22 protein-coding genes and 1 tRNA gene are annotated in these 23,763 nt (G+C 74.5%); 10 read left to right on the top strand and 13 right to left on the bottom strand.

The features are described from left to right. Positions 1-25: 25 nt before the first annotated feature. The gene (locus ACWPXV_RS14720) at positions 26-1,855 is read left to right on the top strand and encodes a CTP synthase (protein WP_454085920.1); all 1,830 of its coding nucleotides are present in this window, start codon (positions 26-28) and stop codon (positions 1,853-1,855) included. Further along, positions 1,852-2,550: an NUDIX domain-containing protein gene (locus ACWPXV_RS14715; protein ID WP_454085919.1), complete on the top strand. Its 699-nt coding sequence runs from the start codon at positions 1,852-1,854 to the stop codon at positions 2,548-2,550. Before ACWPXV_RS14720 ends, ACWPXV_RS14715 begins: the two co-directional genes overlap by 4 nt. 322 nt (positions 2,551-2,872) lie before the next feature. Here ACWPXV_RS14715 and ACWPXV_RS14710 read toward each other — a convergent pair whose 3' ends face one another. Further along, on the bottom strand, positions 2,873-3,850 hold the full coding sequence (locus ACWPXV_RS14710; RefSeq protein WP_454085918.1) for a COX15/CtaA family protein: 978 nt from the start codon (positions 3,848-3,850) through the stop codon (positions 2,873-2,875). Between the two features lie 133 nt (positions 3,851-3,983). Here ACWPXV_RS14710 and ACWPXV_RS14705 point away from each other — a divergent pair, with 133 nt between their 5' ends. From ACWPXV_RS14705 to ACWPXV_RS14670, 8 genes are all read left to right on the top strand, one after another. Then, positions 3,984-5,318 (top strand): glutamate-5-semialdehyde dehydrogenase, encoded by a 1,335-nt coding sequence (locus tag ACWPXV_RS14705; protein WP_454085917.1) that lies wholly within the window; start codon positions 3,984-3,986, stop codon positions 5,316-5,318. A gap of 71 nt (positions 5,319-5,389) precedes the next feature. After that, complete coding sequence (locus ACWPXV_RS14700; protein WP_251304871.1) at positions 5,390-5,548, top strand: hypothetical protein; 159 nt, start codon at positions 5,390-5,392, stop codon at positions 5,546-5,548. A 2-nt stretch (positions 5,549-5,550) separates the two neighbouring features. After that, positions 5,551-6,207: a nicotinate-nucleotide adenylyltransferase gene (gene nadD, locus ACWPXV_RS14695; protein ID WP_454085916.1), complete on the top strand. Its 657-nt coding sequence runs from the start codon at positions 5,551-5,553 to the stop codon at positions 6,205-6,207. After that, a complete protein-coding gene (locus ACWPXV_RS14690; RefSeq protein ID WP_454085915.1) occupies positions 6,200-7,294 on the top strand; it encodes a hypothetical protein in 1,095 nt (364 codons plus the stop codon). Before nadD ends, ACWPXV_RS14690 begins: the two co-directional genes overlap by 8 nt. Beyond that, entirely contained in the window at positions 7,284-7,685 is a 402-nt protein-coding gene (rsfS, locus tag ACWPXV_RS14685) for a ribosome silencing factor (RefSeq protein ID WP_454085914.1), read from the top strand. The genes ACWPXV_RS14690 and rsfS overlap by 11 nt, the downstream gene beginning before the upstream one ends. Next, complete coding sequence (locus ACWPXV_RS14680) at positions 7,682-8,296, top strand: histidine phosphatase family protein (protein WP_454085913.1); 615 nt, start codon at positions 7,682-7,684, stop codon at positions 8,294-8,296. The genes rsfS and ACWPXV_RS14680 overlap by 4 nt, the downstream gene beginning before the upstream one ends. A 74-nt stretch (positions 8,297-8,370) precedes the next feature. Then, positions 8,371-8,443 (top strand) — tRNA-Ala (locus ACWPXV_RS14675). A gap of 132 nt (positions 8,444-8,575) precedes the next feature. Then, positions 8,576-8,914: a TfoX/Sxy family protein gene (locus ACWPXV_RS14670; protein ID WP_454085912.1), complete on the top strand. Its 339-nt coding sequence runs from the start codon at positions 8,576-8,578 to the stop codon at positions 8,912-8,914. Between the two features lie 31 nt (positions 8,915-8,945). Here the strand turns inward: ACWPXV_RS14670 and ACWPXV_RS14665 are convergent, their stop codons facing one another. The 12 genes from ACWPXV_RS14665 to ACWPXV_RS14610 all read right to left on the bottom strand — a co-directional run bounded on the left by ACWPXV_RS14665 (position 8,946) and on the right by ACWPXV_RS14610 (position 23,741). Continuing rightward, positions 8,946-9,140, bottom strand: a complete 195-nt coding sequence (locus tag ACWPXV_RS14665; RefSeq protein ID WP_454085911.1) for a hypothetical protein — start codon at positions 9,138-9,140, stop codon at positions 8,946-8,948. 35 nt (positions 9,141-9,175) lie between these two features. Continuing rightward, positions 9,176-9,952: an ABC transporter permease subunit gene (locus tag ACWPXV_RS14660; protein WP_454085910.1), complete on the bottom strand. Its 777-nt coding sequence runs from the start codon at positions 9,950-9,952 to the stop codon at positions 9,176-9,178. After that, entirely contained in the window at positions 9,949-10,737 is a 789-nt protein-coding gene (locus ACWPXV_RS14655) for an ABC transporter ATP-binding protein (protein ID WP_454085909.1), read from the bottom strand. The genes ACWPXV_RS14660 and ACWPXV_RS14655 overlap by 4 nt, the downstream gene beginning before the upstream one ends. A 49-nt stretch (positions 10,738-10,786) precedes the next feature. Beyond that, the gene (locus ACWPXV_RS14650; RefSeq protein ID WP_454085908.1) at positions 10,787-12,991 is read right to left on the bottom strand and encodes a peptidase domain-containing ABC transporter; all 2,205 of its coding nucleotides are present in this window, start codon (positions 12,989-12,991) and stop codon (positions 10,787-10,789) included. Then, positions 12,988-15,789 carry a DUF4135 domain-containing protein gene (locus ACWPXV_RS14645; RefSeq protein ID WP_454085907.1) on the bottom strand — a complete coding sequence of 934 codons (2,802 nt, stop codon included), beginning with the start codon at positions 15,787-15,789 and terminating at the stop codon, positions 12,988-12,990. Before ACWPXV_RS14645 ends, ACWPXV_RS14650 begins: the two co-directional genes overlap by 4 nt. 73 nt (positions 15,790-15,862) lie before the next feature. Further along, positions 15,863-16,060 carry a class II lanthipeptide, LchA2/BrtA2 family gene (locus ACWPXV_RS14640; RefSeq protein WP_454085906.1) on the bottom strand — a complete coding sequence of 66 codons (198 nt, stop codon included), beginning with the start codon at positions 16,058-16,060 and terminating at the stop codon, positions 15,863-15,865. An 89-nt stretch (positions 16,061-16,149) separates the two neighbouring features. Beyond that, positions 16,150-19,194 carry a type 2 lanthipeptide synthetase LanM gene (lanM, locus tag ACWPXV_RS14635; RefSeq protein WP_454085905.1) on the bottom strand — a complete coding sequence of 1,015 codons (3,045 nt, stop codon included), beginning with the start codon at positions 19,192-19,194 and terminating at the stop codon, positions 16,150-16,152. A 78-nt stretch (positions 19,195-19,272) separates the two neighbouring features. Further along, positions 19,273-19,467, bottom strand: a complete 195-nt coding sequence (locus ACWPXV_RS14630) for a plantaricin C family lantibiotic (protein WP_251840684.1) — start codon at positions 19,465-19,467, stop codon at positions 19,273-19,275. Positions 19,468-19,687: 220 nt separating this feature from the next. Further along, positions 19,688-20,884, bottom strand: a complete 1,197-nt coding sequence (locus ACWPXV_RS14625) for a sensor histidine kinase (protein ID WP_454085904.1) — start codon at positions 20,882-20,884, stop codon at positions 19,688-19,690. A 72-nt stretch (positions 20,885-20,956) separates the two neighbouring features. Then, positions 20,957-21,142, bottom strand: coding sequence for a hypothetical protein (locus tag ACWPXV_RS14620; protein ID WP_454085903.1), 186 nt, complete (start codon positions 21,140-21,142; stop codon positions 20,957-20,959). Positions 21,143-21,261: 119 nt separating this feature from the next. After that, positions 21,262-21,963 carry a response regulator gene (locus tag ACWPXV_RS14615; RefSeq protein ID WP_454085902.1) on the bottom strand — a complete coding sequence of 234 codons (702 nt, stop codon included), beginning with the start codon at positions 21,961-21,963 and terminating at the stop codon, positions 21,262-21,264. Continuing rightward, complete coding sequence (locus ACWPXV_RS14610) at positions 21,960-23,741, bottom strand: lipase family protein (RefSeq protein ID WP_454085901.1); 1,782 nt, start codon at positions 23,739-23,741, stop codon at positions 21,960-21,962. The genes ACWPXV_RS14615 and ACWPXV_RS14610 overlap by 4 nt, the downstream gene beginning before the upstream one ends. Positions 23,742-23,763: the final 22 nt, after the last annotated feature.

The following is a 23,763-nucleotide window of genomic DNA, read 5'->3' as shown; positions in this document are numbered from 1 at the left end:
CGACCGACTGCTAAGGTGGAACTCCGTGGTCACCCTTCACCGCACTAGCGGCGACACAGTCCCTCGGCACATCTTCGTCACCGGTGGTGTGGCGTCATCCCTCGGCAAGGGGTTGACGGCCTCCAGCCTGGGCCAGCTGCTCCGGGCGCGCGGTCTGCGCGTCACGATGCAGAAGCTGGACCCCTACATCAACGTCGACCCCGGCACGATGAACCCCTTCCAGCACGGTGAGGTCTTCGTCACCGAGGACGGGGCGGAGACCGACCTCGACATCGGTCACTACGAGCGCTTCCTCGACGTCAACCTCTCGCGCGCCGCCAACACGACCACCGGTCAGGTCTACTCGACCGTGCTCGCCAAGGAGCGCCGGGGGGAGTACCTCGGTGACACCGTCCAGGTCATCCCGCACATCACCGACGAGATCAAGGCGCGGATGCGCGCCCAGGCGCAGCCGGTCGACGGCGCCCAGGCGCCCGACGTCATCATCACCGAGATCGGCGGCACGGTCGGTGACATCGAGTCCCTGCCGTTCCTCGAGGCCGCCCGCCAGGTGCGCCACGACCTCGGCCGCGACAACGTCTTCTACGTCCACGTCTCCCTCGTGCCCTACCTCGGCGCGAGCGGCGAGCTCAAGACCAAGCCCACCCAGCACTCGGTGAGCGAGCTGCGCAGCATCGGTATCCAGCCTGACGCCATCGTCTGCCGCACCGACCGCGAGCTGCCCGAGGGCGTGAAGAACAAGATCGCGCTCTTCTGCGACGTCGACCGCGAGGCCGTCGTCGAGTGCCGCGACGCGTCCTCCATCTACGAGATCCCCGCCGTCCTGCACCGTGAGGGCTTGGACGCCTACGTCGTGCGCCGCCTCAACGTCCCCTTCCGCGACGTCGACTGGAGCGACTGGGACGACCTGCTCCAGCGGGTGCGCAAGCCCCGCCACACCGTCGAGATCGCGCTCGTCGGCAAGTACGTCGACCTGCCCGACGCCTACCTCTCGGTCACCGAGGCCCTGCGCGCCGGCGGTTTCCACCACCACGCCCAGGTGGTCATCCGTTGGGTGCCCGCCGACGACTGCGCCGACCCCGAGGGTGCCCGCCGGGCCCTCAAGGACGTCGACGCGATCCTCGTGCCCGGCGGCTTCGGCGTCCGCGGTATCGAGGGCAAGCTCGGCGCGCTGCGCTGGGCGCGCGAGAACCAGGTGCCCACGCTCGGCATCTGCCTTGGCCTGCAGTGCATGGTCATCGAGTACGCCCGCAACGTCCTGGGCCTGGAGAACGCCTCGTCCACCGAGTTCGACCCCGGCACGCCGGACCCGCTCGTCGCGACGATGGCCGAGCAGGTCGACTTCGTCGAGGGCGGCGGCGGCGACATGGGCGGCACCATGCGCCTGGGCAGCTACGAGGCGGTCCTCACCCCCGGCTCCGTCGTCGCCGAGGCCTACGGCGCCACCCGGGTGACCGAGCGTCACCGCCACCGCTACGAGGTCAACAACAACTACCGCGACGCGCTCGCCGAGGCCGGGCTGCAGATCTCCGGGCGCTCCCCGGACTCCTCCCTCGTCGAGTTCGTCGAGCTGGACCGCGAGAAGCACCCGTACTACGTCGCCACCCAGGCCCACCCCGAGTTCAAGTCGCGGCCCACCAAGGCGCACCCGCTGTTCCACGGGCTCGTCGGTGCGGCGCTCGAGCGGCAGCGCGCCACCCGGCTGCTCGAGGTCGAGGGCGACGGCGTCCCCGCCGCCCCCAGCGGCACCGGCGTGGACGAGGCGGGCGTGCCGCGCACGACCGACCTCGTCGACGAGACGCCCGCGCCCGGCGCTGCCGAGCGGTCCCCGGCCTCCCGCAAGGCCGGCGCGTGAGCATCGCCGACCGGCGGGACGACGACCGCGAGGGCGTCGCCCGCCGGGTCCTGCACGAGGGCAAGGTCTTCGACCTCGCCGGTGAGGACGTGCGCCTGGGCGCCGACGACGCCGAGCCGGTGGTGCGCGAGTTCCTCGACCACCCCGGCGCGGTCGCCGTCGTCGCCCTGCGTGAGGGACCGCAGGGGGAGGAGGTCGCGCTCGTCGACCAGTACCGTCACCCCGTGCGCGCCGTGCTGTGGGAGATCCCGGCTGGGCTGCTCGACGTCGCCGGCGAGGACTACCTCGTCGCGGCGCAGCGTGAGCTCGCCGAGGAGACCGACCTGCAGGCCGGGCGCTGGGACGTCCTCGTTGACTACTTCACCTCACCGGGCGGCTCGAACGAGTCGCTGCGCATCTACCTCGCGCGCGACGTCACCGAGGTGCCCGAGGCGGAGCGCCACGAGCGCGCCGACGAGGAGCGCGACATGACGACCCGCTGGGTGCCGCTCGACGAGGCGCTCTCCGCGGTGCACGAGGGCCGGCTGCACAACCCGAGCGCCGTCGTCGGCATCCTCGCCGCCGCCAGCGCCCGCGCCGCCGGCTGGGCCACCCTGCGCCCCGCCGACGCCCCTGGTTCCGCTAGGTCCCGTTCCGCGCCACCCCCGTCGCCGAGCGCTGACTTGTTCCGCGCGAACCGTGTCGCCGAGCGCTGACTTGTTCCGCGCGAACCTCGTCGCCGAGCGCTGACTTGTTACGCGCCCGCTGCTGCGCCCGCCAGAGAGTTGACGTTGCGCCCTCAGCCCGTCCGTAACAACTCAGCGGTCGGCGCGTGGGAGGGGCCGGTAATAAATCAGCGGTCGGCGCGTGAGGGCCGGTAATAAATCAGCGGTCGGCGCGTGGGAGGGCCGGTAACAAGTCAGCGGTCGGCGCGTGGGAGGGCCGGTAACAAGTCAGCGGTCGGCGCCGGGGAGGGCCGGTAGCAACTCAGCGCTCGGCGAGAAGTGGTTGCCGGGCGCCGGGGAGGGCGGTAACAACTCAGCTGTGGGCGGGGAGGGCGCGCGTGGCCAGGGAGCCGACGGCGTAGACGATGGCGACGACGGTGAGCGCCGCGCCGAGCATGTGCAGGCCGACGAGGAGCTCGGGCAGACCGGTGAAGTACTGGACGTAGCCGATGAGACCCTGCAGCAGCGTGACCGCGAGCAGCCAGCCCCAGGCCCGGAGCGCCGCGGCGTTGCGCTCGCGCCGCGCGAGCAGCAGGCCGACGACGACGAGGACGACGAAGGCCCACACCGCCAGCGCGTGGAGCCGCGAGATGAGCGCCGGGTCCAGCGCCCAGCGGTAGGGCTCGGTCGCGTCACCGGAGTGCGGTCCGGCGCCCGTCGTCACCACCCCGAGGACGAGGAGGACGACACCGACGAGCACGACCAGCCCGCCGACGGTGCGGAAGCGGCCGGAGGACGCGGCCCGGGCGGGCGCGTCGGGCGAGGCCAGGCGCAGCAGCAGGTAGGTCGAGACCGCGACCAGGGCCAGCGAGATGAGCATGTGGGAGCCGACGATCGCGGGGTGCAGGTCCACCCACACGGTGACGCCACCGACGAACGCCTGGATGGCGATCCCGATCAGCGGCAGGAGGGCGAGCCGCTTGAGCGCCGCGGGCCGCGAGGCCGTCGGCTGGCGCCGGTACACCGCCCACACGAGGGCGAGCGCGATGATCCCCAGCACTCCGGTGAGCGTCCGGTTCCCGAACTCGATGTACTGGTGGACACCCATCTCAGGGTGTTCAACGGGGACAAAGGATCCCGGCTCGCACATCGGCCACTCGGAGCAGCCGAGGCCGGAGCCGGTGAGCCGCACGGCGCCGCCGGTGACGATGATCCCGATCTGCGCGACGAGGTTGGCGACGGCCAGCCCCCAGGTGAGGCGGTCGACGAGGCCGTCGCGGGAACGGGAAGGTCCGGGAGTGGCGGTGGCCGGGGGTGTGGCCGACGCGGGCAGGGGACTGGTCGAGGTCACCCCACCAGGGTACGTCGCCGCCACGCGGCGCCGGCTGGGACGGGCGTCACTGCTCGCGCGCCCCGGGGCACGCCGCGACCGCTGCGGGAGACGTGCCTACCGGCTGTCGGCGGTCCGGCCTACCCTGGAGGGCATGACGGACACGCCTGTGCTCGAGCCCGCCCACCTCGTCGCCGACCCAGGTCCCACCGCGCCGGTGACCGTGGACGTGCGCGCCGCCGTGGAGGACGTCGCACGGGCGGCCAAGACCGCCTCCCGGGTCCTCGCCACCGCCACCCGCGCCACCAAGGACGCCGCCCTCCACGCGATGGCGGACGCGCTCGTCGCGTCCTCCGCCCGCATCGTCGAGGCGAACGCCGAGGACCTCGAGCGCGGCCGGGCGAAGGGGATGAAGGACTCCCTCCTCGACCGCCTCGCCCTCACCGACGAGCGGATCGCCGCCATCGCCGAGGCGCTGCGCGAGCTCGCCGCCCTCCCCGACCCTGTCGGTGAGGTGGTGCGCGGCTCCACGCTGCCCAACGGCCTCACCCTGCGCCAGGTGCGCGTGCCCATGGGCGTGGTCGGGATGATCTACGAGGCCCGGCCCAACGTCACGGTCGACGCCGCCGGCCTGGCCCTGAAGTCCGGCAACGCCGTCATCCTGCGCGGCGGCTCGGCCGCGGCCTCCTCCAACGCCGTCATCGTCGAGGTCCTCGGCGAGGCCCTGGAGGCGCAGGGGCTGCCCGCCGAGCTCGTCCAGTCGATCGACGCCCACGGCCGCGCCGGCGCCGTCGAGCTCATGCGCGCCCGCGGGCTCGTCGACGTCCTCGTCCCGCGCGGCGGCGCCGACCTCATCCGCACCGTCGTGCGCGAGTCCCTCGTGCCCGTCATCGAGACCGGCGTGGGCAACTGCCACGTCTACGTCGACGCGGACGTCGACGTCGCCCAGGCCGTGTCGATCGTGCTCAACTCCAAGACCCAGCGCACCGGGGTGTGCAACGCGGCCGAGACGCTCCTCGTCCACCGCGACGCCGCCGCCCAGTTCCTCCCGGTCGCGCTCGCCGCGCTCGGGGAGGCCGGGGTGCGGATCCACGCCGACGACGACGCCGCCGCTCTCGCCCCGCAGGGCGTGGACGTGGTCCCCGCCACCGACGAGGACTGGGCCACCGAGTACCTCAGCCTCGACCTGGCCGTGCGCGTCGTCGACGACTTCGACGCCGCCATCGAGCACATCGGGCGCTGGTCCAGCGGCCACACCGAGGCGATCTGCACCACCAGCCTGCGCGCCTCGGAGCGCTTCACCCGCGAGATCGACTCCGCGGCCGTCATCGTCAACGCCTCCACCCGCTTCACCGACGGCGGGCAGTTCGGGCTGGGCGCGGAGATCGGCATCTCCACCCAGAAGCTCCACGCCCGCGGGCCCATGGGCCTGGGGGAGCTCACCACCACCCACTGGGTCGTGGTCGGCGACGGCCACGTGCGCGAGTAAGGTCCCTACGGTCCCACCTCCCCGACCGTGGGAGACTGGACAGCACGTCTCGACGGAAGGAAGCCGACACCATGACGAGCTCGCTCGTGAACCTCGCCCAGCAGACCGAGGAGCACGCCAACCACCTCCCGATGCCGGCGATCATGTACGGGATCATCGCCTTCGCGATCCTCCTGCTCCTGCTGCTCGTGACGCTGGCCTACCGCAACGTGCACACGCGCCGCCGCTGAGCATGACCCAGCACCAGGCGCGGCGGATCGGCGTCATGGGAGGCACCTTCGACCCGATCCACCACGGCCACCTGGTGGCCGCGAGTGAGGTCGCCGACGTGTTCTCGCTGGACGAGGTCCTGTTCGTCCCCACCGGCGAGCCGGTGTTCAAGCAGGACCGCGAGGTCACCCCCGCGGAGCACCGCTACCTCATGACGGTGGTCGCCACGGCGTCCAACCCGCGGTTCACCGTCTCGCGGGTGGACATCGACCGGCCCGGGCTCACGTACACGATCGACACGCTGCGCGACCTCAAGACCGCCTTCCCCGACGCCGAGCTGTACTTCATCACCGGCGCCGACGTGCTGCCGGAGATCCTGTCGTGGAAGGACGTCGACGAGCTGTGGTCCTTGGCCCACTTCGTGGGGGTGAACCGCCCGGGCCACCACCTCGACGACACCGGCCTGCCGAGCAGCGGGGTCTCGCTCATGGAGGTGCCCGCGATGGCGATCTCCTCCACCGACTGCCGCCGCCGGGTCCGGGAGGGCATGCCCGTCTGGTACCTCGTGCCCGACGGCGTGGTCCAGTACATCCACAAGCACGGCCTGTACCGGTCGCCGGTCCCCTCCGACGCCGGTGCGAAGCCGCCCAGCCGTGAAGGAGGACGAGCCGATGACTGAGGGGACGGACCGTCCCGCGGGGGAGCGCCGCCGTCGCCGAGAGGCCGAGCGCGCCGCCGCCCGGGCCGCCGAGCAGACCGGTGCCGACCGGCCGCTGACCCGTCGTGAGCTGCGCTGGCAGCAGGCGGAGGAGGCCGCGCGCCTCGAGGCGATCGCCACCGGTGAGCTGCCGCTCGGCCAGCACCACGAGCGCCCGGTGCCGCCGCCGATGACGACCCCCGACTCGGCGCCGTCGGCCGCCTCCGCGCCGTCGACGTCCGCCGCCCCGACGCCGCAGCCCGGGTCCGCACCGAGCGCACCTTCCGCCCCGGCGAGCGGCACGACGGCGGTCTCCGCGCCGTCGTCGGGCAGCGCACCGTCGGCCGCCTCCGCCGCCTCGAGCAGCGCGCGGACCGGCTCCGAGCAGCCGCGGATCCCCAGCCGCCGCTCCCTGCGGGAGCGCGCGCCCCAGCCGGAGACCGCCGAGCGCCCCCAGGAGCGCACCGCGACCGGCCGGCGACCGGTCGTCCGCACCCCGAGCACCGCCCAGGGCATCCGGGCGCTGGACGCCACGGGCCAGCTCACCGGCATCCAGCCCGTCGTCCGCCCGGACGCGCCCTCCCAGCCCACCACAGCTGAAGCCGACGCCGAGCCGGCCACCGGCCCGGCCGTCTGGTCCGAGCGCGCCACCTTCTCCCTCGACCTCGACGGACCGGCCCGCGCCGCCCGTGCCGCGCTGCCGGAGCCCGACACGGCGGAGAGTGCGGACGAGGCCGAGGACGACGTCCCCCTGCGGCCCCGGTGGGTGGCCATCGACGCCGTCTCCGGCGCCAGCCCCGACGCCGCCGCGGGCACCGCGCCCTCGCGCCGCTCGCTGCGCGCCGGCGACCCGGCGCCCGAGCCGGACTCCCAGCCCGCCCCCGCGACGCGGGCGCCCCAGGAGCACAACCCCGCGGTGACCGTCATCAAGGTCGCCGTGCTCGTGCTCGTCGCCGCCATCATCGGCGCGCTCATCTGGCTGCTCGCCACCGACGCCTTCGCCGGCTCGACCGACGCCTTGACCACCACCATCACCACCACACAACCCGAGGAGTCCAGTGCCAGCTGACGAGAGAGCCCGCCACCTTGCCGTCGTCGCCGCCCGCGCGGCCGCAGACAAGAAAGCCGAGGAGATCGTCGCGCTCGACGTGAGCGAGCGCCTCGTGCTCACCGACGCCTTCGTCGTCGCGTCGGGAGCCACCGACCGCCAGGTGCGCGCCATCGTCGACGGCGTCGAGGAGGCCCTGCACGGCGAGGGCGCCAAGGCGATGCGCAAGGAGGGCGTCACCGAGGCCCACTGGGTGCTGCTCGACTACGGCGACATCATCGTCCACGTCCAGCAGACCGAGGACCGTGAGTTCTACGCCCTCGAGCGCCTGTGGAAGGACTGCCCCGTCATCGAGCTGCCCGCCGACCTGCACGGGCCGGCCGAGGAGGACGACGCCGGCGCCACGGCATGACCGCTCGCACCATCGTCCTGTGGCGGCACGGGCAGACCGACTTCAACGCCTCCGGGCGGCTGCAGGGCCAGTCCGACATCCCGCTCAACGCGATCGGCACCGCCCAGGCCGAGGCCGCCGCCGCCCGGATCGCCGAGCTGGGGCCGACTCGCATCATCAGCTCCGACCTCCAGCGTGCGCTGGCGACGGCGGCGTCCCTCGGTGAGCTCACCGGCGTGCCCGTCGAGCCCGAGCCGCGGCTGCGTGAGCGCTCCTTCGGCCACTGGGAGGGCCTGACCCAGGCCGAGATCCGGGACGGCTGGCCGACCGCCTTCCGCGCCTGGCGGCAGGGGGAGGAGCCGGAGGGCATCGAGGCGGACACGCGCGTGGACGTCGGGCGCCGTGTCGCGGCAGCGCTCCTCGAGACGGCCGGTGAGGTCGAGGACGACGGCGTGCTCGTCGCCGTCGCCCACGGCGCGGCCATCACCCTGGGGCTCACGCACCTGCTCGACCTCGACTCCGGGGCCTGGTTCGGGCTCGGCGGCCTGGACAACTGCGCGTGGGCGCTCGTCGCCCCGAACCCCGGCCGGCGCCCCGGCTGGCGGCTCACCGCGCACAACCTCAGCGCCTGAGCAGTGTGGTGCGCACCACGGCCCAGCGATTGGTCAGCGAGGTCCGCCGTCGTCTAGACTCGGTGACGCAGCAAGGGGCTATGGCGCAGTTGGTAGCGCGCTTCCATGGCATGGAAGAGGTCGGGGGTTCGAATCCCCCTAGCTCCACAGTTGGTCGGAGGCGCGGCACCCACCGGGTGCCGCGCCTCTGGCGTTCCTGGACCGGAAAACCGCTCCGGAGCCCGCCCGTCCGCGGCAGACTCGTCCTCGGGCAGTGTCCGCCGGGACGAGGGAGCCGCGATGACCGCACAGACCGAGCTCGTCGAGCGGGTGCGAGCGCTGCTCGCCGGTGAGGAGCCGGTCCGGGAGGTGACGATGTTCGGCACGCGCTCCTTCCTCGTGAGGGAGAAGCTCGTCGCCAGCGCCGTCAAGGACGGCGGGCTGCTCCTGCGCGTCGACGCCGACCGTCACGAGGAGCTCCTCGCCCGGCCGGGTGCGGCGCAGGCGGTCATGGGACCGGACCGGGACATGGGCCCGGGCTGGGTCGAGGTCGCGGCGACCGCCCTCACCGGGGACGGTCTCGCGTCCTGGCTCGAGATCGCGCTCGAGCACAACCGGACCGTCACCGCGGGAGGGTAGGCCCCGCGCGGAGCCCGGCGGGCGGCGCCGGCTAGGACTCGCTCGTCAGGCCGGTGCGGCGCCGCCGCAGCGTGACCCCCTGCCACACGAGCAGCGCGGCGACGGCGAGGACCACCCAGGTGGCCCCGCCGTACCGCGGCGAGACGAAGAGGCCGAGGACGGCGCACAGCGCCGCGGCCGCGAACGTGACGATCTCGGACGCCCCGGGACGGGCCTGCTGGTTCATGACGGTTCCTCTCCTCGGACGGACGGACGGACGGGTCAGGTCACCTGGTAGCGGCGGAAGCGGTGCGCCCCCACGAGCGCGACGGCAGCGGTGAGGGCGAGCATGAGGATCAGCGCCGTGCCCTGCTCCAGCGCGCTGCGCCCCATCGCCAGGGACATCACCGTGCCGCCGCTGGCGGCGTCCGCGATGCTGCTGGGCAGGTAGTCGGCGGCGCGGCCCGGCAGGGCGATCCGCAGCATCGGCTCGACGGCCTGGCTGAGGACGACGACGGCGACGACGGCGACGAGCTGGTTGCGCACGAGGGCGCCGAGACCGGCGCCGATGACCGCCCACAGCGTGAGGGTGGCGACGGTTCCCCCGAGCCCCTGCGCCACGGCCGACTCCCCGAGGTGCGGGCTCAGTCCCTCCGTGGCGAGGAGGGCGGCGGTCGTGCCCACGCTCGCCGCGAGCGTGGCGGCGCCGAAGACCAGCCCGGACAGGGCCGCCGCGAGTACCTTGGACAGGTACACCGCGCGGCGGTTCGGGTTGGCCAGCAGGGTCTGGGCCATCGTCCCGGTCTGGTACTCCCCGGTGACGACGACGATGCCCGCCACGAGGGTGAAGACGTAGGTGATGCCCGCGCCCAGGCTGTACACGGCCTTGACCCCGGCGACGCTCGAGAGGTCGAGCGGGGACTGCTCGAGATGGAGTCCCGACAGCAGGAGCACCGCGACGAGCGCGGTGGTGCACAGGACCATGGCGGCGCCGATGGCCCACCAGCTCCACGTCGTCGTGAGCTTGCGGAGCTCCGAGGACAGCTGCGCCACCATCATGCCGCCACCTCCCGCTGCCGGGTCAGGGCGAGGTAGGCGTGCTCGAGGTCCCGCTCGCCGCCCTCGGGGGCGGCCACCGAGTCCAGCAGCTCGGCGAGGCCGCCCTGGTAGAGCACGACGCCGTCGCGGATGAGGAGGACGTCGTCGACCATCCGTTGTGCCTCGCTGAGCAGGTGCGAGGCGACGACGACGGTGCGACCCTCGCGCGCGAGGTCGCGCAGCGTCCGGCGCAGCCACAGGATGCCCTCGGGGTCGAGCCCGTTGGACGGCTCGTCGAGGACGAGGATCTGGGGGTCACCGAGGAGCGCCGTCGCCAGGGACAGACGCTGCTTCATCCCCAGGGAGTACGTCCCGACCCGGCGCCCGGCCGCGCCGGACAGGCCGACGAGGTCGAGCAGCTCCTCCACCCGCTCGCGGGACGCGCCGGCCAGGCCGGCCCAGCACCGCAGGTGCTGGCGGGCGGTGCGCGAGGCGGCGAAGGCCTGGCCGTCGAGCGAGGCGCCCACGGTCGTCAGCGGTGAGTCGAGCTCCGCGTAGGGCACGCCGTGGATCGTCACGCCCCCGAAGCTCGGCTCCAGCAGACCGAGCAGCATCCGCAGCGTCGTCGACTTGCCCGACCCGTTGGGGCCGAGGACCCCGACGACCCGCCCGCGGTGGACGTCGACGTCGATCCCGTCGACCGCGCGCACGTCGCCGAAGTGGCGGCTCAGCTTGCGCGCCATGATCACCGGCACGGTGGCCTGCGTCGGCTCGCGGCGGCTCGTCGCGCTCGCGGTGCTGTCCATGGGTTCGTCTCCGTGGTCGGCCGGGTGGGTCGGGTGCTCTCCCACGACGTTAGGAAGCATCGGGGCGCGATGGTGAGAGCCATTCGTCTAGTCCGGATGGCCGGTCCTCACCGGCGCCGGACTCGACCAGGCGCCGGTAGGGGCCGTCCACGGCGGCCAGCTCGTGGGGGGTGCCCGTCTGCACGACGCGTCCCTCGTCCATGACGACAACCCTGTCGGCGTCGCGGATCGTCGAGAGCCGGTGGGCGATGATGATCTGGGTGCACCGCAGCTCCCGCAGCGACCGCGCCACCTGGTTCTCCGTGGCGTTGTCCAGGGCCGAGGTCGCCTCGTCCATGACGAGGACCCGCGGCCGGCGCGCCAGCGCGCGGGCCAGCGCGATCCGTTGGCGCTGCCCCCCGGAGACGTTGGCGCCCATCTCGCGGATCTCGGTGTCGAAGCCCAGTGGCATCGCCAGCACCGCGTCCAGGACGTGCGCCTGGGCGGCCGCCTCACGCACCCGCTCCATGTCCGGCTCCCCGGCGGAGAAGTCGATGTTCGCCGCGATGCTCCGGTTGCTCAGCACGACGTCCTGCGGCACGTAGGCGACGCCGTCGCGGAAGTCGGTCTCGCGGACGGTGGTGATCGGCCGGCCGTCGAGGCGGATCGTCCCCGACGACGCGGGGTACAGGCCCACGAGCACCTTGGCGAGGGTCGACTTTCCCGAGCCGGTGCTCCCGACGACCGCCACCCGCTCACCGGGCTCGGCGCGGAAGGTGACGCCCTGGAGCGCCGGCCGCCCCGCGCCCGGGTAGGAGAAGGTGAGCTCCTCCGCCGCGATGGCGCCGCGCGGCTCGTGGGCGGCGGTGCCGAAGACCGTCTCCTCGGACGGCTGGAGGAGGATGTCGCCCATCCGCTGGACCTGCGCCTGCGCCTGGACGAACTGCCCCACGGTCGAGGTGAGGGACGTCGTCGTGCCCAGGGCGGTGGCGGCCAGGGCCTGGCTCGCGATGACGGCGCCGAGGTCGGCGTGCCCGGACAGCACCATGTTGAGCCCGACGACGAGGATGACGAAGGGCCCGAAGATCTGGACCCCGGAGACGAGCGCGGAGACGTAGCCCTGCAGCTCCATGCGCCGCCGTCCGTGGTGGACGGCCGCCGCGTAGCGCAGGCGCCAGTTGGCGTAGAAGCGCTCACCCATGCCCGAGGTCTTGATGGCCGCGACCGAGGACACCGCCTCCATCTGCACGCCCGAGGCCTCCGCGAGGGCGGTGATCTCCTGGTCGGTGCGGCGGCGCAGCCGGCCCCAGGTGAGGGTGTTGACGAGGACGACGACGCCGATGAGCGCGATCGTCACGGCGCCGAGCCCCGCGGAGCTCTGGGTGACGTAGAGGAGGGCGACGACGAGCGTGCCTGCGTCCAGCAGGGCGGCGGTGACCTGGTTCGAGAGCATGTCCCGGATCTGGGAGACGCTGCTGAGCCGCATCATGAGCTCGCCCTGGGACCGCGTCGCGAAGTACCGGTAGGGCAGCGTGATGAGCCGCCCGAAGGTCGCGGACATGAGGGAGGACCCGACGGTCGCGACGAGGGCCGCGAGGATCTTGGACCGCACCGCGGCGATGAGGACGTAGCCGAGCACCGGCACCGACAGGAGGAGGACCTGGGCCGACGCCGGGGCGGTGAGCAGCTCGGTCCCCGCCCCGTTGACGAGGCGTTCGGTGGCCATGGGGACGGCCAGCACCACCGAGTAGAGCACGAGCGAGAGGGCGCCGGCGGCGAGCATTGGGGGCCCGGTGCCCGAGCGCACCGCGCCGACGACCTCGCGCCACACCGAGCGCGAGTCCTCGGTGCCGCGCTCGAAGTCCGCGGTGGGGGTGCACACGAGGACGAGCTCGGAGAAGGAGCGCTCGAGCTCCTCCAGGCCCACCCGCCGCCGTCCGGACGCGGGATCGACGATCCACGCGCCACGCGGGGTGACCTTCTCGACGACGACGACATGGTTGCCGTTCCAGTGCGCGATGACGGGGGTGTCGAGGCGGGACAGGCCGGCGACGTTGGCGCGGAAGAAGGAGACCTGCATCCCCCGCCCGCGGAGGATCTCGGCGATGTCGCGCAGCGAGAGGCCGTCGCGGCCGGGGTCGACCTCCGACCGCAGGTTCCGGATGGCGGCGCGGCGCCCCCACGCCCCGAGGATCATCGCCGCGCAGCACAGTCCGCACTCGCTCTGCGCGTACTGCTGGACCACAGGCACGCGCTGGTGGGCCCGGGCGCTCACGTGAGGCCGTCCACGAGGCAGGGGACCCGGATGCCGGGGTCGGCGAGCGCGGCGCTGGCGAGGTCCCAGCCGGCACGGCCGACGAAGAAGCCCTCCGCGGCCGGACCGCGTCCCAGGCCCGACGTCCAGCCCGGGCCCTCGGTCTCCTCGAGGAGGCGGTCGCGGCGGGCGCGGGCGCGGTCGAGGAGCTCGGGCCGGTCGAGGTGACGCCCGAGCGTCGTGAGCGCGAGGACGTGCCCCGCGGCGCCGTGGCAGAGGCTGAGGTCGCGTGAGCCGGCGGGCGGGTCCGCGACGAGGACGTCGAGCAGCGCCTCGAGGCGTGCCTCGTGCGCCGTCGTCGGCTCCGCGCCGCTCAGGGCGTGGACACGGACCAGGGCCGGCGCGAGGCCGGAAGCCCCGCGGCACCAGCTCTGCCGCGCGCGCGGGTCCCGGAAGGCCTCCTCGGCGGGCAGGTTGTCCAGCACCCGGCCCAGCCGGGCCGCCACGAGGGCGCGCCACCCGTCCCGCTCCCGTCCGGTGAGACCCGCGACGAGGTCGACGGCCTCGGCGAGGCCGAGCAGCCGGCCGACGTTGCCGTGGGCGAGCCCGGCCTCGGGGGCGTCGAGGAGGGAGTCCAGCCGCCCCATGACCCGGGCGAGGGCGTTCTCGGCCGACGCGGGCCACGTGGGCGGGAGGTCCGCGCCGTCCTCCCACCACAGGTCGCGGAGCCTGTTGAGGGCGGTGAACGCCCCGCCCGCCCCGCCGAGGAGCTCACCGGTGTACCGGCGGCCCAGCTCGTCGAGCAGGGCGGGGAGCTGGAGCGCGGTCCGGGCGAGCTCGTCCTTCGCCCGGTCCGGCGCGAGGATGCCGCGCCCCGCCAGCTCGGCGTCGACGACGGCGTCCGCGAGGGCGCCGGTGAAGGGGGAGTAGACGATCTCGTGGACACCGTCGGGGTCGGCCGGCACGGGGTGGAAGGTGGCGCCGGCGACGACGCCCCGCAGGAGCTCGCGGGTCTCGGCGGTCCGCGCCGGGGCGCGGGTCTCCCACAGGGCGCACAGGACGCCACCGCCCTCGTAGAGAGAGGTCGAGACCGGCGCGAGGTAGAGGCCGTCGCCCACCTGGACGCTGCTCAGCCACGTCGCGGACAGGCCGTCCTCGGAGAGGGTCGGGGCCGGAGGGGGCGCGGGGACGCTGAGGTCCTCCCGCACGCCCCGGTCCGGGCCCGCCTGCCACGCGTCGTCGGCGGCGGCGTCCAGTGCCAGGCGCAGGGTGCGGAGGTGGTCCGCGAGCGGCTGGTCGAGGACGTGGTCCCACCACGCGGTCATCATCTGCGCCGGTGAGCGGTCGAGCCGGGCGAGCGGGACGGGGGAGCCGTTGGCGTGGAGCGCACCGGTGGCCGAGACCTCGAAGTAGGGGATGTCGCCGTCGGCGAGCGCCTCGACCTCCGCGTCGCGCACCGCGACCTGCACGTGCGGCGGGACGCCGCGCGCCGTGGGGGTGAGCAGCCGCAGGGTCGTTAGCCGCCGGTCGCGGCCGGCGAGCCGGGACGGGTGCGTCGAGGACTCGAGGAGGCGGGCGTAGCGCCAGGTGGCGCGGAAGACCTGACGGAAGGCGAGGTCGTGACGGTCGAGCACCGCCTGCAGCGCGCCACGGTGACGGCGGAGGAGGGCGATGCCCTCGGCGTAGCCCTCGAGCAGCTCGGGAGCGTACCGGCGCGGGTCGATCTGCTCGCCGCCGGCGGTGCAGAGCCGGTTGTGCACCTCCTCGAGGGGCAGGTGTGCGGTGTCGAAGCGGATGTCGTCGGTCCCGGCGTCGGTCACCGTGGTGCCCTCGTAGTGGCCCGCGGCCGCCGAGGGGACGCCGAGGGCCGAGAGGTCCAGCGGCATGCGGGCGCCGAGGATCCGGGAGGGGTACATCATCGTGCGCAGCACCCCGGCCTCCACGGAGCGGGCCAGGACCTCGTGGGCGGACCCCCGGCGCTCGAACGTGGGCAGGCTGCACAGCGTCTCGGTGTCGACGACGACGGGCCCGTCGGGCGTGGCGACGACGTTCTCGCGGTGGATGTCGGTGGCGCCGACGGCGTGGAGCAGGGCGGACAGCCGTCCGTACCGGCGCAGGTACCGGGCCGCCGAGGCGTCGGTGAAGGTGCCGGGGGCCACGAAGCGCTGCCACTCGTGGCCGTCGCCGGCCAGGGCGTCGGGCAGGACGGGACCGAGGAGGGATCCGTCGTCGTCGAGGAGGCGGACGAGCTCGGCGAGGGCGGGGTGCACCGTGCTCACCGTCGGCTTGAGCACGAGTCGTGGCCCGCTGCTCCACTCGAGGATGGCGACGGAGCGTCCCCCGCAGTGGGTGTCGCCCTGGCCCAGTCTGACAGCGGTGAGCCGTCCGCCGGTGCCCCAGCGCTCGGCCAGGCGCGCCCGGTCGGCGCCGGCTGCGGCGAGGACCCAGGTGACGTGGTCGAGCCAGCGCGTCGCGGTGAGGTCGAGCAGCCGGTCGAGCTCGGGCAGCTCGGCCCGCAGGTCCACGCGGACGGCGGGCAGCGTCGCGTCGAAGGTGGCGTAGTCGAGGGCCGGGTCGTGCCGGCGGCGGGACTGGAAGAGGGTGATGAGCGTCCGGACCGCCAGGGCGTCCAGGCGCAGGGCGAGGTCGGTGAGCAGCTCGGTGCGCACCCGGGTCGCGAGGGCGTCACCCAGGACGCCGTCGAGGGCCCGCGCCACCTCGTGCAGGTGGGCACGGTGGAAGGTGGGGAACCTGCCGTCGACGGCGTGCAGGGCGAGCTCGACGGACGCGTCGAGGGCCGTGGTGCTGGTGGTGTCCATGTCCCTGTCCCTTGGGTCGGTGCGTCGAGCCGGGGCCGTGCGGAGCACGGCCCCGGCTCGACGCGGGCTCAGCTCAGCAGCGCGTCGTACATGCGCCGGTCGGGCAGAAGTCGGGCAGGGCGGCCGAGATGGCGATGACGCCACCGCCGATCGCGCAGGGGACGGTGGTGGTCCCGGCGGCTGCGTCGACGACGGTGTCCTCGGTCAGCTCGACCAGCTCCGCATCACTGACGTAGCCGTTGGCAGGGGTGTAGTCCCTCGTGGTGAACATGGTGCTCTCCTCTCGTGTGTCGTGCGGTGTGCTTCCCGGCCGTCGTGACCGGGTCAGTCGGCCGGGTCGGCCGGCTGAGTCGTGGGCCCCTACTCCAGCGTGAGGACGTCGGGGCAGTCGGCCGGAGCCGTGGTGCGCAGCAGCGCGTGCAGCGCTCCGGCACGGCCGACCATGAGGCTGTCGGTGCCGGTGTAGCGGTCGCGGGCGGAGGAGTGGTCGCGGACCGCGGTGCGCCCGGCGCGGGACCGGGTCTCCGCCGTCCACCGGCGCCGGGCGGCGTCGTCCCCGGTGTGCACGGCGAGGCGGTGCAGTGCCGCGAGCGAGCCGAGGTCTCCGTGGCAGTACGTCGGGTTGTTGCCCAGGCCGCGGTCCTGCGTCTGGCGGCCGAGGGCGAGGAGCAGCCGCTCCGGCACCTCGGCGCCGAGCTCGGCCACCTCCAGGAGGCCGAGGAGGACACCGGGGGCGCCGTGGCACCACGCCCACGAGGAGTCCGACCCGCCGACGGTCCGGGGGAGGTCGCCGTCCTCGCCGGTCTGCTCGAGGAGCAGGCCCAGCAGGGCGGACCCGAGGGCGGCGAGGCGTGCGGACAGCTCGGGGTGCGTCCCGGACAGGGCGTGCGCGGCGCGGTGGGCCGGCGCGAGCATCCCCGCCAGCCCGTGCGCGTAGCCGGTGAAGACCGGCTGGTCGCCGTCCGTGGAGGCGGTGGTCACCCGCTCCAGCCCGGGCAGCACGCGGGCGGCCAGCCGGGCGAGGGCGTCGGTGGCGGCCTCACGGTCGATGTCCACGACCCGTCGGACGATCCCGCAGCCCGCGGCCAGGGCACCGGCGAGTCCGGCGGTGAGGTCGGGAACGGTGTCGGGTCGGACGGTGGTGGCCAGCGCGTCGACGAGGCGGGCGTGGTCACCGGTGCCCCGGCCGGACAGCCGGTCTCCGGCGGCGACGGCCCAGACGGTCCCGCCCATGCCGGTCATGCCCCCGGCCGAGACGGGCTGGCCCTCCAGGGCGCCGCCGAGGACCTGCGCGCGGATCGGGTCGAGGACGGCCCCGGCCACGTCGCGGGCCCGGGGCAGGTCGTGCAGCTGGCCGGCCTCGGCGAGCGCGAGCGCCACGCCCACGCTGCCGCCGTACAGGTCGTAGCCCAGGGAGCCCGGCGTCCACTGCGAGGCGTCGGAGGTGGTGACGAGGGGCCCCCAGAACGTGCCGGGGTGGGCCGGGTCCGTCGCGGGCACCCAGCGGGACAGGAGGCGGTCGACGGTGCCCGTGACGACGTCGCGGTCCGGCGCGGGCGGCGGCGTGGTGCGCGCGAGCGGGGCGGTGCGCTCCCCGCCGTCGGGGATGCGCGGGACGAAGGCGACGTCGACCAGGTCGGCCTGCCGCGTGACCTCCGCCTCGTCCAGCGCGTGCAGCCGCGAGAGCACCCGGTCCACCGGGGTGGCGTCGAAGAAGTCGGGGCCGAGCGTGCGGCGGCCGCGCGCGTCGAGCAGGTCGGTGCCGTGGGCGTCGACGGTGAACAGCGGCACGTCGTCGCCCAGCAGCTGGGCCACCTCGTGACCGGCCGCGGAGCGGGCGGCGGTGCCGCGCAGGCTCACCCGGCCGAGGACGGCGAGGTGGGCGTCGGGGTCCTCCAGGAGGTCCGGGTGGGAGCACATGCGCAGCAGCTGCGCGTAGAACACCGTGGGGATGTTGACGTGCCGGACCCGCACGCCGGTGAGCTCCCGGCGGACCAGGCCCTCGACGACGTCGCGGTGCTCGACCACGCGGCGCAGGGTGTCCTCGAGGCCGCGCCGCACGCCGTCGCGGAAGCCGACCACGGCGTCGAGGTCGGTGCCGGCGTGGGGGTTGGCGTTGCCCGTCCCCACGCGCCCCGGCTCCAGGACGATGTGCATGTCATCGCGCCCGGCGTCCCGCACGGCCAGACTGCGGAAGGGGGAGGCCTGCCCGGCGGTCATCGAGCCCGACGCGCCGATGTCGAGGGACTCCGGGCGCCCGGGGACGCTGACCCGCAAGGGCAGGAGCCCGATGCCGATGACGGAGTCCTCGAGCAGGGCCCGCGCGTGCCGTGAGCCGGCGCCGTCCGCGTAGCTGGGCTCACGGACGGGGGCGGCGGACAGGATGGTCTCGGCGTCGACGACGACCGGCCGGCCGGCCGCGTCGGTGACGACGTTCTCGTAGTGCATGTCGGTGCTGCGCAGCAAGTACAGGACGGCGGCGAGCTCGCCGAGCCGGTACGGGTGGCGGCCGTCGGACGTCGGGGCACCGGTGCCGTCGATGAGCTCTGCCCAGCCGTGGTGGTCGCGGGTGAGGGTGCGCGGGACCCGCAGCGACGTTCCCAGCGCGGCGTTGAGGCCCCGGGCGAGACCCTCGAAGGCGCGATCGGCGGCGAGGCTGCGGGGCTTGTAGACGACGTGACCGTGCGGTCCGAGGTCGAGGAGGCCGACGGTCCGGCCGCCGTCGTGGGTGTCGCCTGCTCCCAGGTGCAGGGAGTGGACGCGGACGTCGCCGTCGAGGCCGGGCAGGGTGGCCCGCAGGTCGGGGAGGTCGGCGAGAAAGCGATCGAGAAGCTCGCGCACGCTGCGGGAGCGGCGCACGACGAGCGCGTGCGCCCGGACCACGGCGGTGGGGTAGCGGCGCGCGAGGGCCGAGGCGCCGTCGGGGGAGCCGATCCATGCCCGGAAGTCGTCGAATCGCGCCTCGGGGGTCGCGCCGGTCAGTGCGCCCGCCTGCCGGCGCTCGGCCAGCACCTCGACGAGCGTCCGGACGAGGGTCTCGCTCGCGAGGGCGACCCCGTCCTCGACGAGTGGACCGACGAAGGCCGCGCCGTCGGCGAGGGCGGGGTGGGAGGACAGCGACTCGTGCTCGGCTCGCAGCCAGGCGCCGACCAGCACGCGGGACCACCCGATGAACCGGGGGTCCCGGCCGTCCTCGGCGCCGCTCGCGGGGCCGGGGGCCGGGTCGAGGAAGGGTGCGAGCAGCTCGTGTGCGAGCCGGGTGCGGTCGCTGCCGCCGAAGGTCTCGTCCCGGTCCCGGCGGTGGTGGGAGAGCAGAGCGGTCAGGCTCGGACGCCTCGTCCCGGCGAGCTCGGGGACGTAGGTGGCGACGGCCTGGTCGAGGCCGGCGGTGCTCGCGATGGTCATGGGATGCCCCTCGGCGGACGGATCGGGTGGACTCGGCGGCGGTACCGGTGCCCGGCTCGCGGGCACCGGTACCGGGCCTCACGAACAGTTCTTCTGGCACTCCACCGTGGCGGTGCAGAAGTTGCCGTCGTTGCCGATGGCCCAGCTGACGCCGTAGCAGGTCAGCGTGGTCACGATGGTTCCCCAGCCCTGGCCGGCCTGGTCGGCCGTCACCGCCTGGTCGTCGATCTCCATCAGGACGTCGGCATTGGGGCTGAACTTCGGCTTGCTCATTGGACTCCTCACTCTCGTCGTCGAGCTGCTGCGGGAGGTGACTCCCCGGATGCGTCACCGACCCGGTCCACCGTGGACAGGAGCGCTGGTGACGGGCACCACTCCATCGGAGGCGCGGGCCGCGGCCAATGTCCGTGCGTCCAGAGCGGCCGGGCGGAACGGCACCCGTCCGTTGGCCATCGGGCTGGCCGATCGGTCAGCCCGTCGGGGCAGCGGTGCCCTAGAGGGGCAGGGCCACCTGGACCGACCAGGTCGAGCCGACCGGCCCGATGATCGCCTCGCCGCCCAGCAGGGCCGCCCGCTCCTGCATGCCGATGATCCCCTGGCCGGTCCCGAGCTCGGGGCTCATCCGGCGACGTGCCGGGGCCACCTCGGACTCGACGGTGAGGGACAGCGCCTCGGGGGAGAGGCGCACGGCGATGACCACGGGAGAGGCAGGAACCGCGTACTTGACGACGTTCGTCGTCGCCTCCTGCAGGATTCGCAGGATGGACTCGACGGTGGTCCGCGGCGTCCTGATCTCCCTGGGCGCGTCGATGGTCAGGTCGACGGGGAAGCCGAGGTCGAGCAGGCGCTGGGCGAGGTGGTGCACGCCGTCGTGCAGGCCGACGTCGACCAGGCCGTGCGGGGTGGGGTCCGCCTCCGTGCCGACGCCCGAGGAGTCACGCAGCACGCGCAGCAGCTTGCGCAGCTCGACGAGCGCCTCGCGGCTGAGCTCGCTCGTCTCCTGGAGTGCCGACCGGAGCTTGTCGGGGTCCGAGCTGCGTGCGCGGCTGCCCCCGACGAGCGAGATGAGGGTCAGCTGGTGGGCGACGACGTCGTGCAGGTCGCGCGCCAGGGACTCGCGCTCGCGGGCGCGGACCTCGGCCTGGCGCCGGAGCAGCTCGCGGTTGTGCCGCTCGGTACGGGAGGAGTGCAGGCGCAGGCGCCCGAAGGCGAGCCCCACGAGCGTGGCGGGTACCGCGAAGAGGAGGTACGGGCCGAGGTGGGTGAGGTCGCCGTACACGGCGACGGAGACGCCGGCCGCCCACGCCGTGAGGACGGCCAGGACGACGGCGGCCGCCCGTGCGCTCGCGACCGTCGCGACGACCGCGACGAGCACGCACGCCATGATGGTGACGATGCCGATCCGGTCGGTGGCGACGGCGGCGACGGCGCTGCCCGGGAGGAACAGGGCGGTCGCTGCCGCCGGGTAGCGGGTGCTGACGGGCAGGCCCAGGCAGGCGAGGCCGAACAGCACGCACCGGAGCAGCTCGGCGAGCGTGACGACCGGGGTGTCGAGGAGGAAGTCGAGGAGCAGGACGGCGCCGAGGAGCGCGAGGACGGTGGCGGCCACCCTGGACAGCGGGCTGGGAGCCGCCTGGAGCACGCGCCCCAGCCGGCGGAGAGTCCCCCTCGGCTCACCGTCGTCGGCCATCGCCCGGACGATAGCACCGGGGCGTGCGGGTGGGGCTGGTGACGGTGGTCAGTGACGGTGGTCAGGCGCGGTTCAGCACTTCTCGAAGAAGTCCCCGAGCACCTGGCACGCGAGGTCGCCGAGGAAGGTCGCCGGCTCCGCGACCGGCGGGGACGGGGCCCCGACGGCGGGGCCGGTGTCCGCGGCCAGGGCCGGTGGCCCGAGGACGACGGCGGCGGACAGGACCAGGGACGCTGCGGCGATGCGGCGAAGCCTCACGGGAGGAACCTCCTGCACTGGAGTCGGTGTGACGTTCGCCAGTCTGCCCCCGCGCGGCCCGCGCCCGCGATGGCCCATCGTCCACTGCTGCGTGGACGGTCGGCCAGTGCGCGGCGCCGTCAGCGGTAGCGGTCCATCGCCGTCTCCGGCTTGAGCAGGCTGGGGGTGACGAGCCCGAGCTCCACCGCCCGGACGAGCAGCTGGACGCGGTCACGGGCACCGAGACGGTCGCAGGCGCGGCCGAGGTGCAGCTTGACGGCGCCCTCGGACAGGTGCAGCTCGGCCCCGATCTCCCGGTTGCTCAGGCCACCGGCGAGCAGCTGCAGCACCTGGTACTCGCGCTCGGAGAGCTCCGGCGCGTCAGGTGCCGGCTGCGGGGTGGCGGTGGCCGGCAGCGTGGTGACGTGAGCAGCGAGGAGCTTGACCACGGACGGGGAGAGCACCATGGAGTCCTCACGCACCTGGCGCACGGCGTCGACGATCTCCTCGGGGGTGGCGTCCTTGACGAGGTACCCGCTGGCGCCGGCGCGCAGCGCCGCCAGCACGAGGTCCATGGAGGAGAAGGTCGTCAGGGCGATGCTCCTGACCTCCCCGCCGGTGGACAGCTCCCCGATCGCCTCGACGCCGCTCATCACCGGCATGTCGAGGTCGCACAGGAGGATGTCGGCGCCGCTCTCGCGGACGATCTGCACCGCCTCCGCGCCGTTGCTCGCCTGTCCGACGAGCTCGAGGTCCGCCTCGCTCTCGACGAGCTCGCCGATGGCTCGTCGCATGAGCGGCTGGTCGTCAGCGACGACGACGCGCACGGCCGGTGTGCTCATGGGTGTGATCGTAGCGGCGCCTCCGGCCCGGCGTCGCGGACCGAGCGGCAGTCCCGCGGGACGGGAGCAGCGCTGAGCCGCTCGGCCGTCCACGCGAGGAGCTCGGGGACGAGCGGGGAGTCGGCCGCCACGAGCGAGAGGTGGTCGCGGCCGTCGTAGGTGCGGTGGTCCACGGTGGCGCCCTGCGCACACAGCCGCCCGACGTAGGCGTCCTGGACCGCCGGCGTGATGAGCGTGTCCGCCCCGCCCTGCGCGAGGAGGACCGGGAGCGGCGGGGGCGGCGGCTCGTTCTGTGCCAGGCGTGCCCCGAAGGGTCCGGATGCCGGGTCGGTGGCGAGGAGCGTGGGCTCGGCGGACAGGGCCAGCGCCGTGAGGACCGAGACGAGCACGCCCGGCGGCTCGAGGCACCGGTCGGCCATCTGCCGCAGGACGACCTCGGCGCCCGGCCGGACGTACTGCCGCCACGTGACGTCGTCGTACTCGGCGGCGTAGGCCGCGGCGACGTAGGAGGCGAGCACGCTGCCCCCGGTGACGTCCTCGAGACCCGCGACGAGGCCCCGCAGGTCGCTCGCGGGGGCGAGGGCGGCCACGCCCGCCAGCTCGACGTCCGGCGCGTACTCCGGCTGGAGCGCACCGCTCCACAGGGCGGCGCCGCCACCCTGGGAGTGGCCCCACGCGACGGTGCGGTCGTCGAGGTCGACGAGCTCGCGCGCCGCGCGGACCGCGTCGAGGGCGGCGTGCGCGCTGTCCGGTCCGACGAGGTAGGGGTGGGGCCCGCTGGTGCCGAGCCCGATGTAGTCGGTGGCGACCAGCGCCCACCCGGAGTCGAGGACCTCCGGGAGGACGAGCAGCGCACCGGACGCGAAGGGCTCGGGCGACAGCGACGGCGCACAGTGCTCGGCGACGCCGGTGGTGCCGTGGTGCCAGTCGACCACCGGCCACGGGCCCTCGCCCTCCGGGACGACGACGAGACCGCTCGCCACCGCCGGGGTGCCGTCGCCCCTGGTCGTCGTGTACAGCACCCGCCAGCCACGGGCACCCTCCGGGACGTCGCGGGTGAAGTCCTCCGCCCGGACGAGGCGTCCCGGCTCGTCCGGGACGTCGCGCGGCGCGGCGTAGAAGTCGTCGCTCACCGTCGAGCCCTCGCGGAGCGTGCCGCTGAGCACCGCCGCGCCTGCCGTGACCGCCACGGCGGTGAGTGCGGCGACCGCGCGCCTGCGGGGCCGGTGGCGGGGCGAGCGGCGGGTGCCCGCCGTCGTCCACGCCAGGGCGACACCGCTCATGACGAGCCGAGCGCCGACGGCGACGGCCGTCGCCAGCGAGGTGATGTCCGGCCAGGCGAGGGCGAGGAGGCCGAGGAGGACACCGGCGGCGCCGAAGGCGGCGTCGGCGAGCCGGTCGGCGCCCGCCCGGCCCCGCCGGAGCGCCGAGATCAGGAGAAGCGCGCCGTGGACGAGGAGCGCGACCGCGACGACGACGGCGAGCGCCCGGACCGTGAGCCCGGGCAGGAGGAGCACGACGACGCCCGCGAGGACCCAGCCGGCGGCTGCCACGACGGCGCGCCCGCGGGCGCCCGGGGACGCGCCGACGAGCTCGACGACGCCCTGGACGACGAGCCCGGCGCCGAGCAGGAGTGCGATGGCGCCGAGCGAGGACGTGGGCCGCAGCACCGTGAGGACCCCGAGCGCGGTGACGGCGGCCGCGAGCAGGAGCCGGCCCCAGCGCGGGACCCGGTCGAGCGCACGAGCGGCACGTCGCAGGACGGGGCGGGGGCTCACCGCCCCACCGTAGCGGCGGGCG

The sequence above is a fragment of the Georgenia sp. Marseille-Q6866 genome (genome assembly GCF_965111665.1).
The sequence above is the reverse complement of the archived record's forward strand: the minus strand, read 5'-3'. Positions and strand labels throughout refer to the sequence as shown.

Bases quoted from the DNA above. Each gene is read 5' to 3' on its own strand.
- ACWPXV_RS14665 (WP_454085911.1), bottom strand. From the start codon at position 9,140: ATGAACCAGCAGGCCCGTCCCGGGGCGTCCGAGATCGTCACGTTCGCG.
- ACWPXV_RS14630 (WP_251840684.1), bottom strand. From the start codon at position 19,467: ATGAGCAAGCCGAAGTTCAGCCCCAATGCCGACGTCCTGATGGAGATC.
- nadD (WP_454085916.1), top strand. From the start codon at position 5,551: ATGACCCAGCACCAGGCGCGGCGGATCGGCGTCATGGGAGGCACCTTC.
- ACWPXV_RS14615 (WP_454085902.1), bottom strand. From the start codon at position 21,963: ATGAGCACACCGGCCGTGCGCGTCGTCGTCGCTGACGACCAGCCGCTC.
- ACWPXV_RS14680 (WP_454085913.1), top strand. From the start codon at position 7,682: ATGACCGCTCGCACCATCGTCCTGTGGCGGCACGGGCAGACCGACTTC.
- ACWPXV_RS14660 (WP_454085910.1), bottom strand. From the start codon at position 9,952: ATGATGGTGGCGCAGCTGTCCTCGGAGCTCCGCAAGCTCACGACGACG.
- lanM (WP_454085905.1), bottom strand. From the start codon at position 19,194: ATGACCATCGCGAGCACCGCCGGCCTCGACCAGGCCGTCGCCACCTAC.
- ACWPXV_RS14645 (WP_454085907.1), bottom strand. From the start codon at position 15,789: ATGGACACCACCAGCACCACGGCCCTCGACGCGTCCGTCGAGCTCGCC.
- ACWPXV_RS14700 (WP_251304871.1), top strand. From the start codon at position 5,390: ATGACGAGCTCGCTCGTGAACCTCGCCCAGCAGACCGAGGAGCACGCC.
- ACWPXV_RS14705 (WP_454085917.1), top strand. From the start codon at position 3,984: ATGACGGACACGCCTGTGCTCGAGCCCGCCCACCTCGTCGCCGACCCA.
- ACWPXV_RS14655 (WP_454085909.1), bottom strand. From the start codon at position 10,737: ATGGACAGCACCGCGAGCGCGACGAGCCGCCGCGAGCCGACGCAGGCC.
- ACWPXV_RS14690 (WP_454085915.1), top strand. From the start codon at position 6,200: ATGACTGAGGGGACGGACCGTCCCGCGGGGGAGCGCCGCCGTCGCCGA.
- ACWPXV_RS14670 (WP_454085912.1), top strand. From the start codon at position 8,576: ATGACCGCACAGACCGAGCTCGTCGAGCGGGTGCGAGCGCTGCTCGCC.
- ACWPXV_RS14625 (WP_454085904.1), bottom strand. From the start codon at position 20,884: ATGGCCGACGACGGTGAGCCGAGGGGGACTCTCCGCCGGCTGGGGCGC.
- ACWPXV_RS14640 (WP_454085906.1), bottom strand. From the start codon at position 16,060: ATGTTCACCACGAGGGACTACACCCCTGCCAACGGCTACGTCAGTGAT.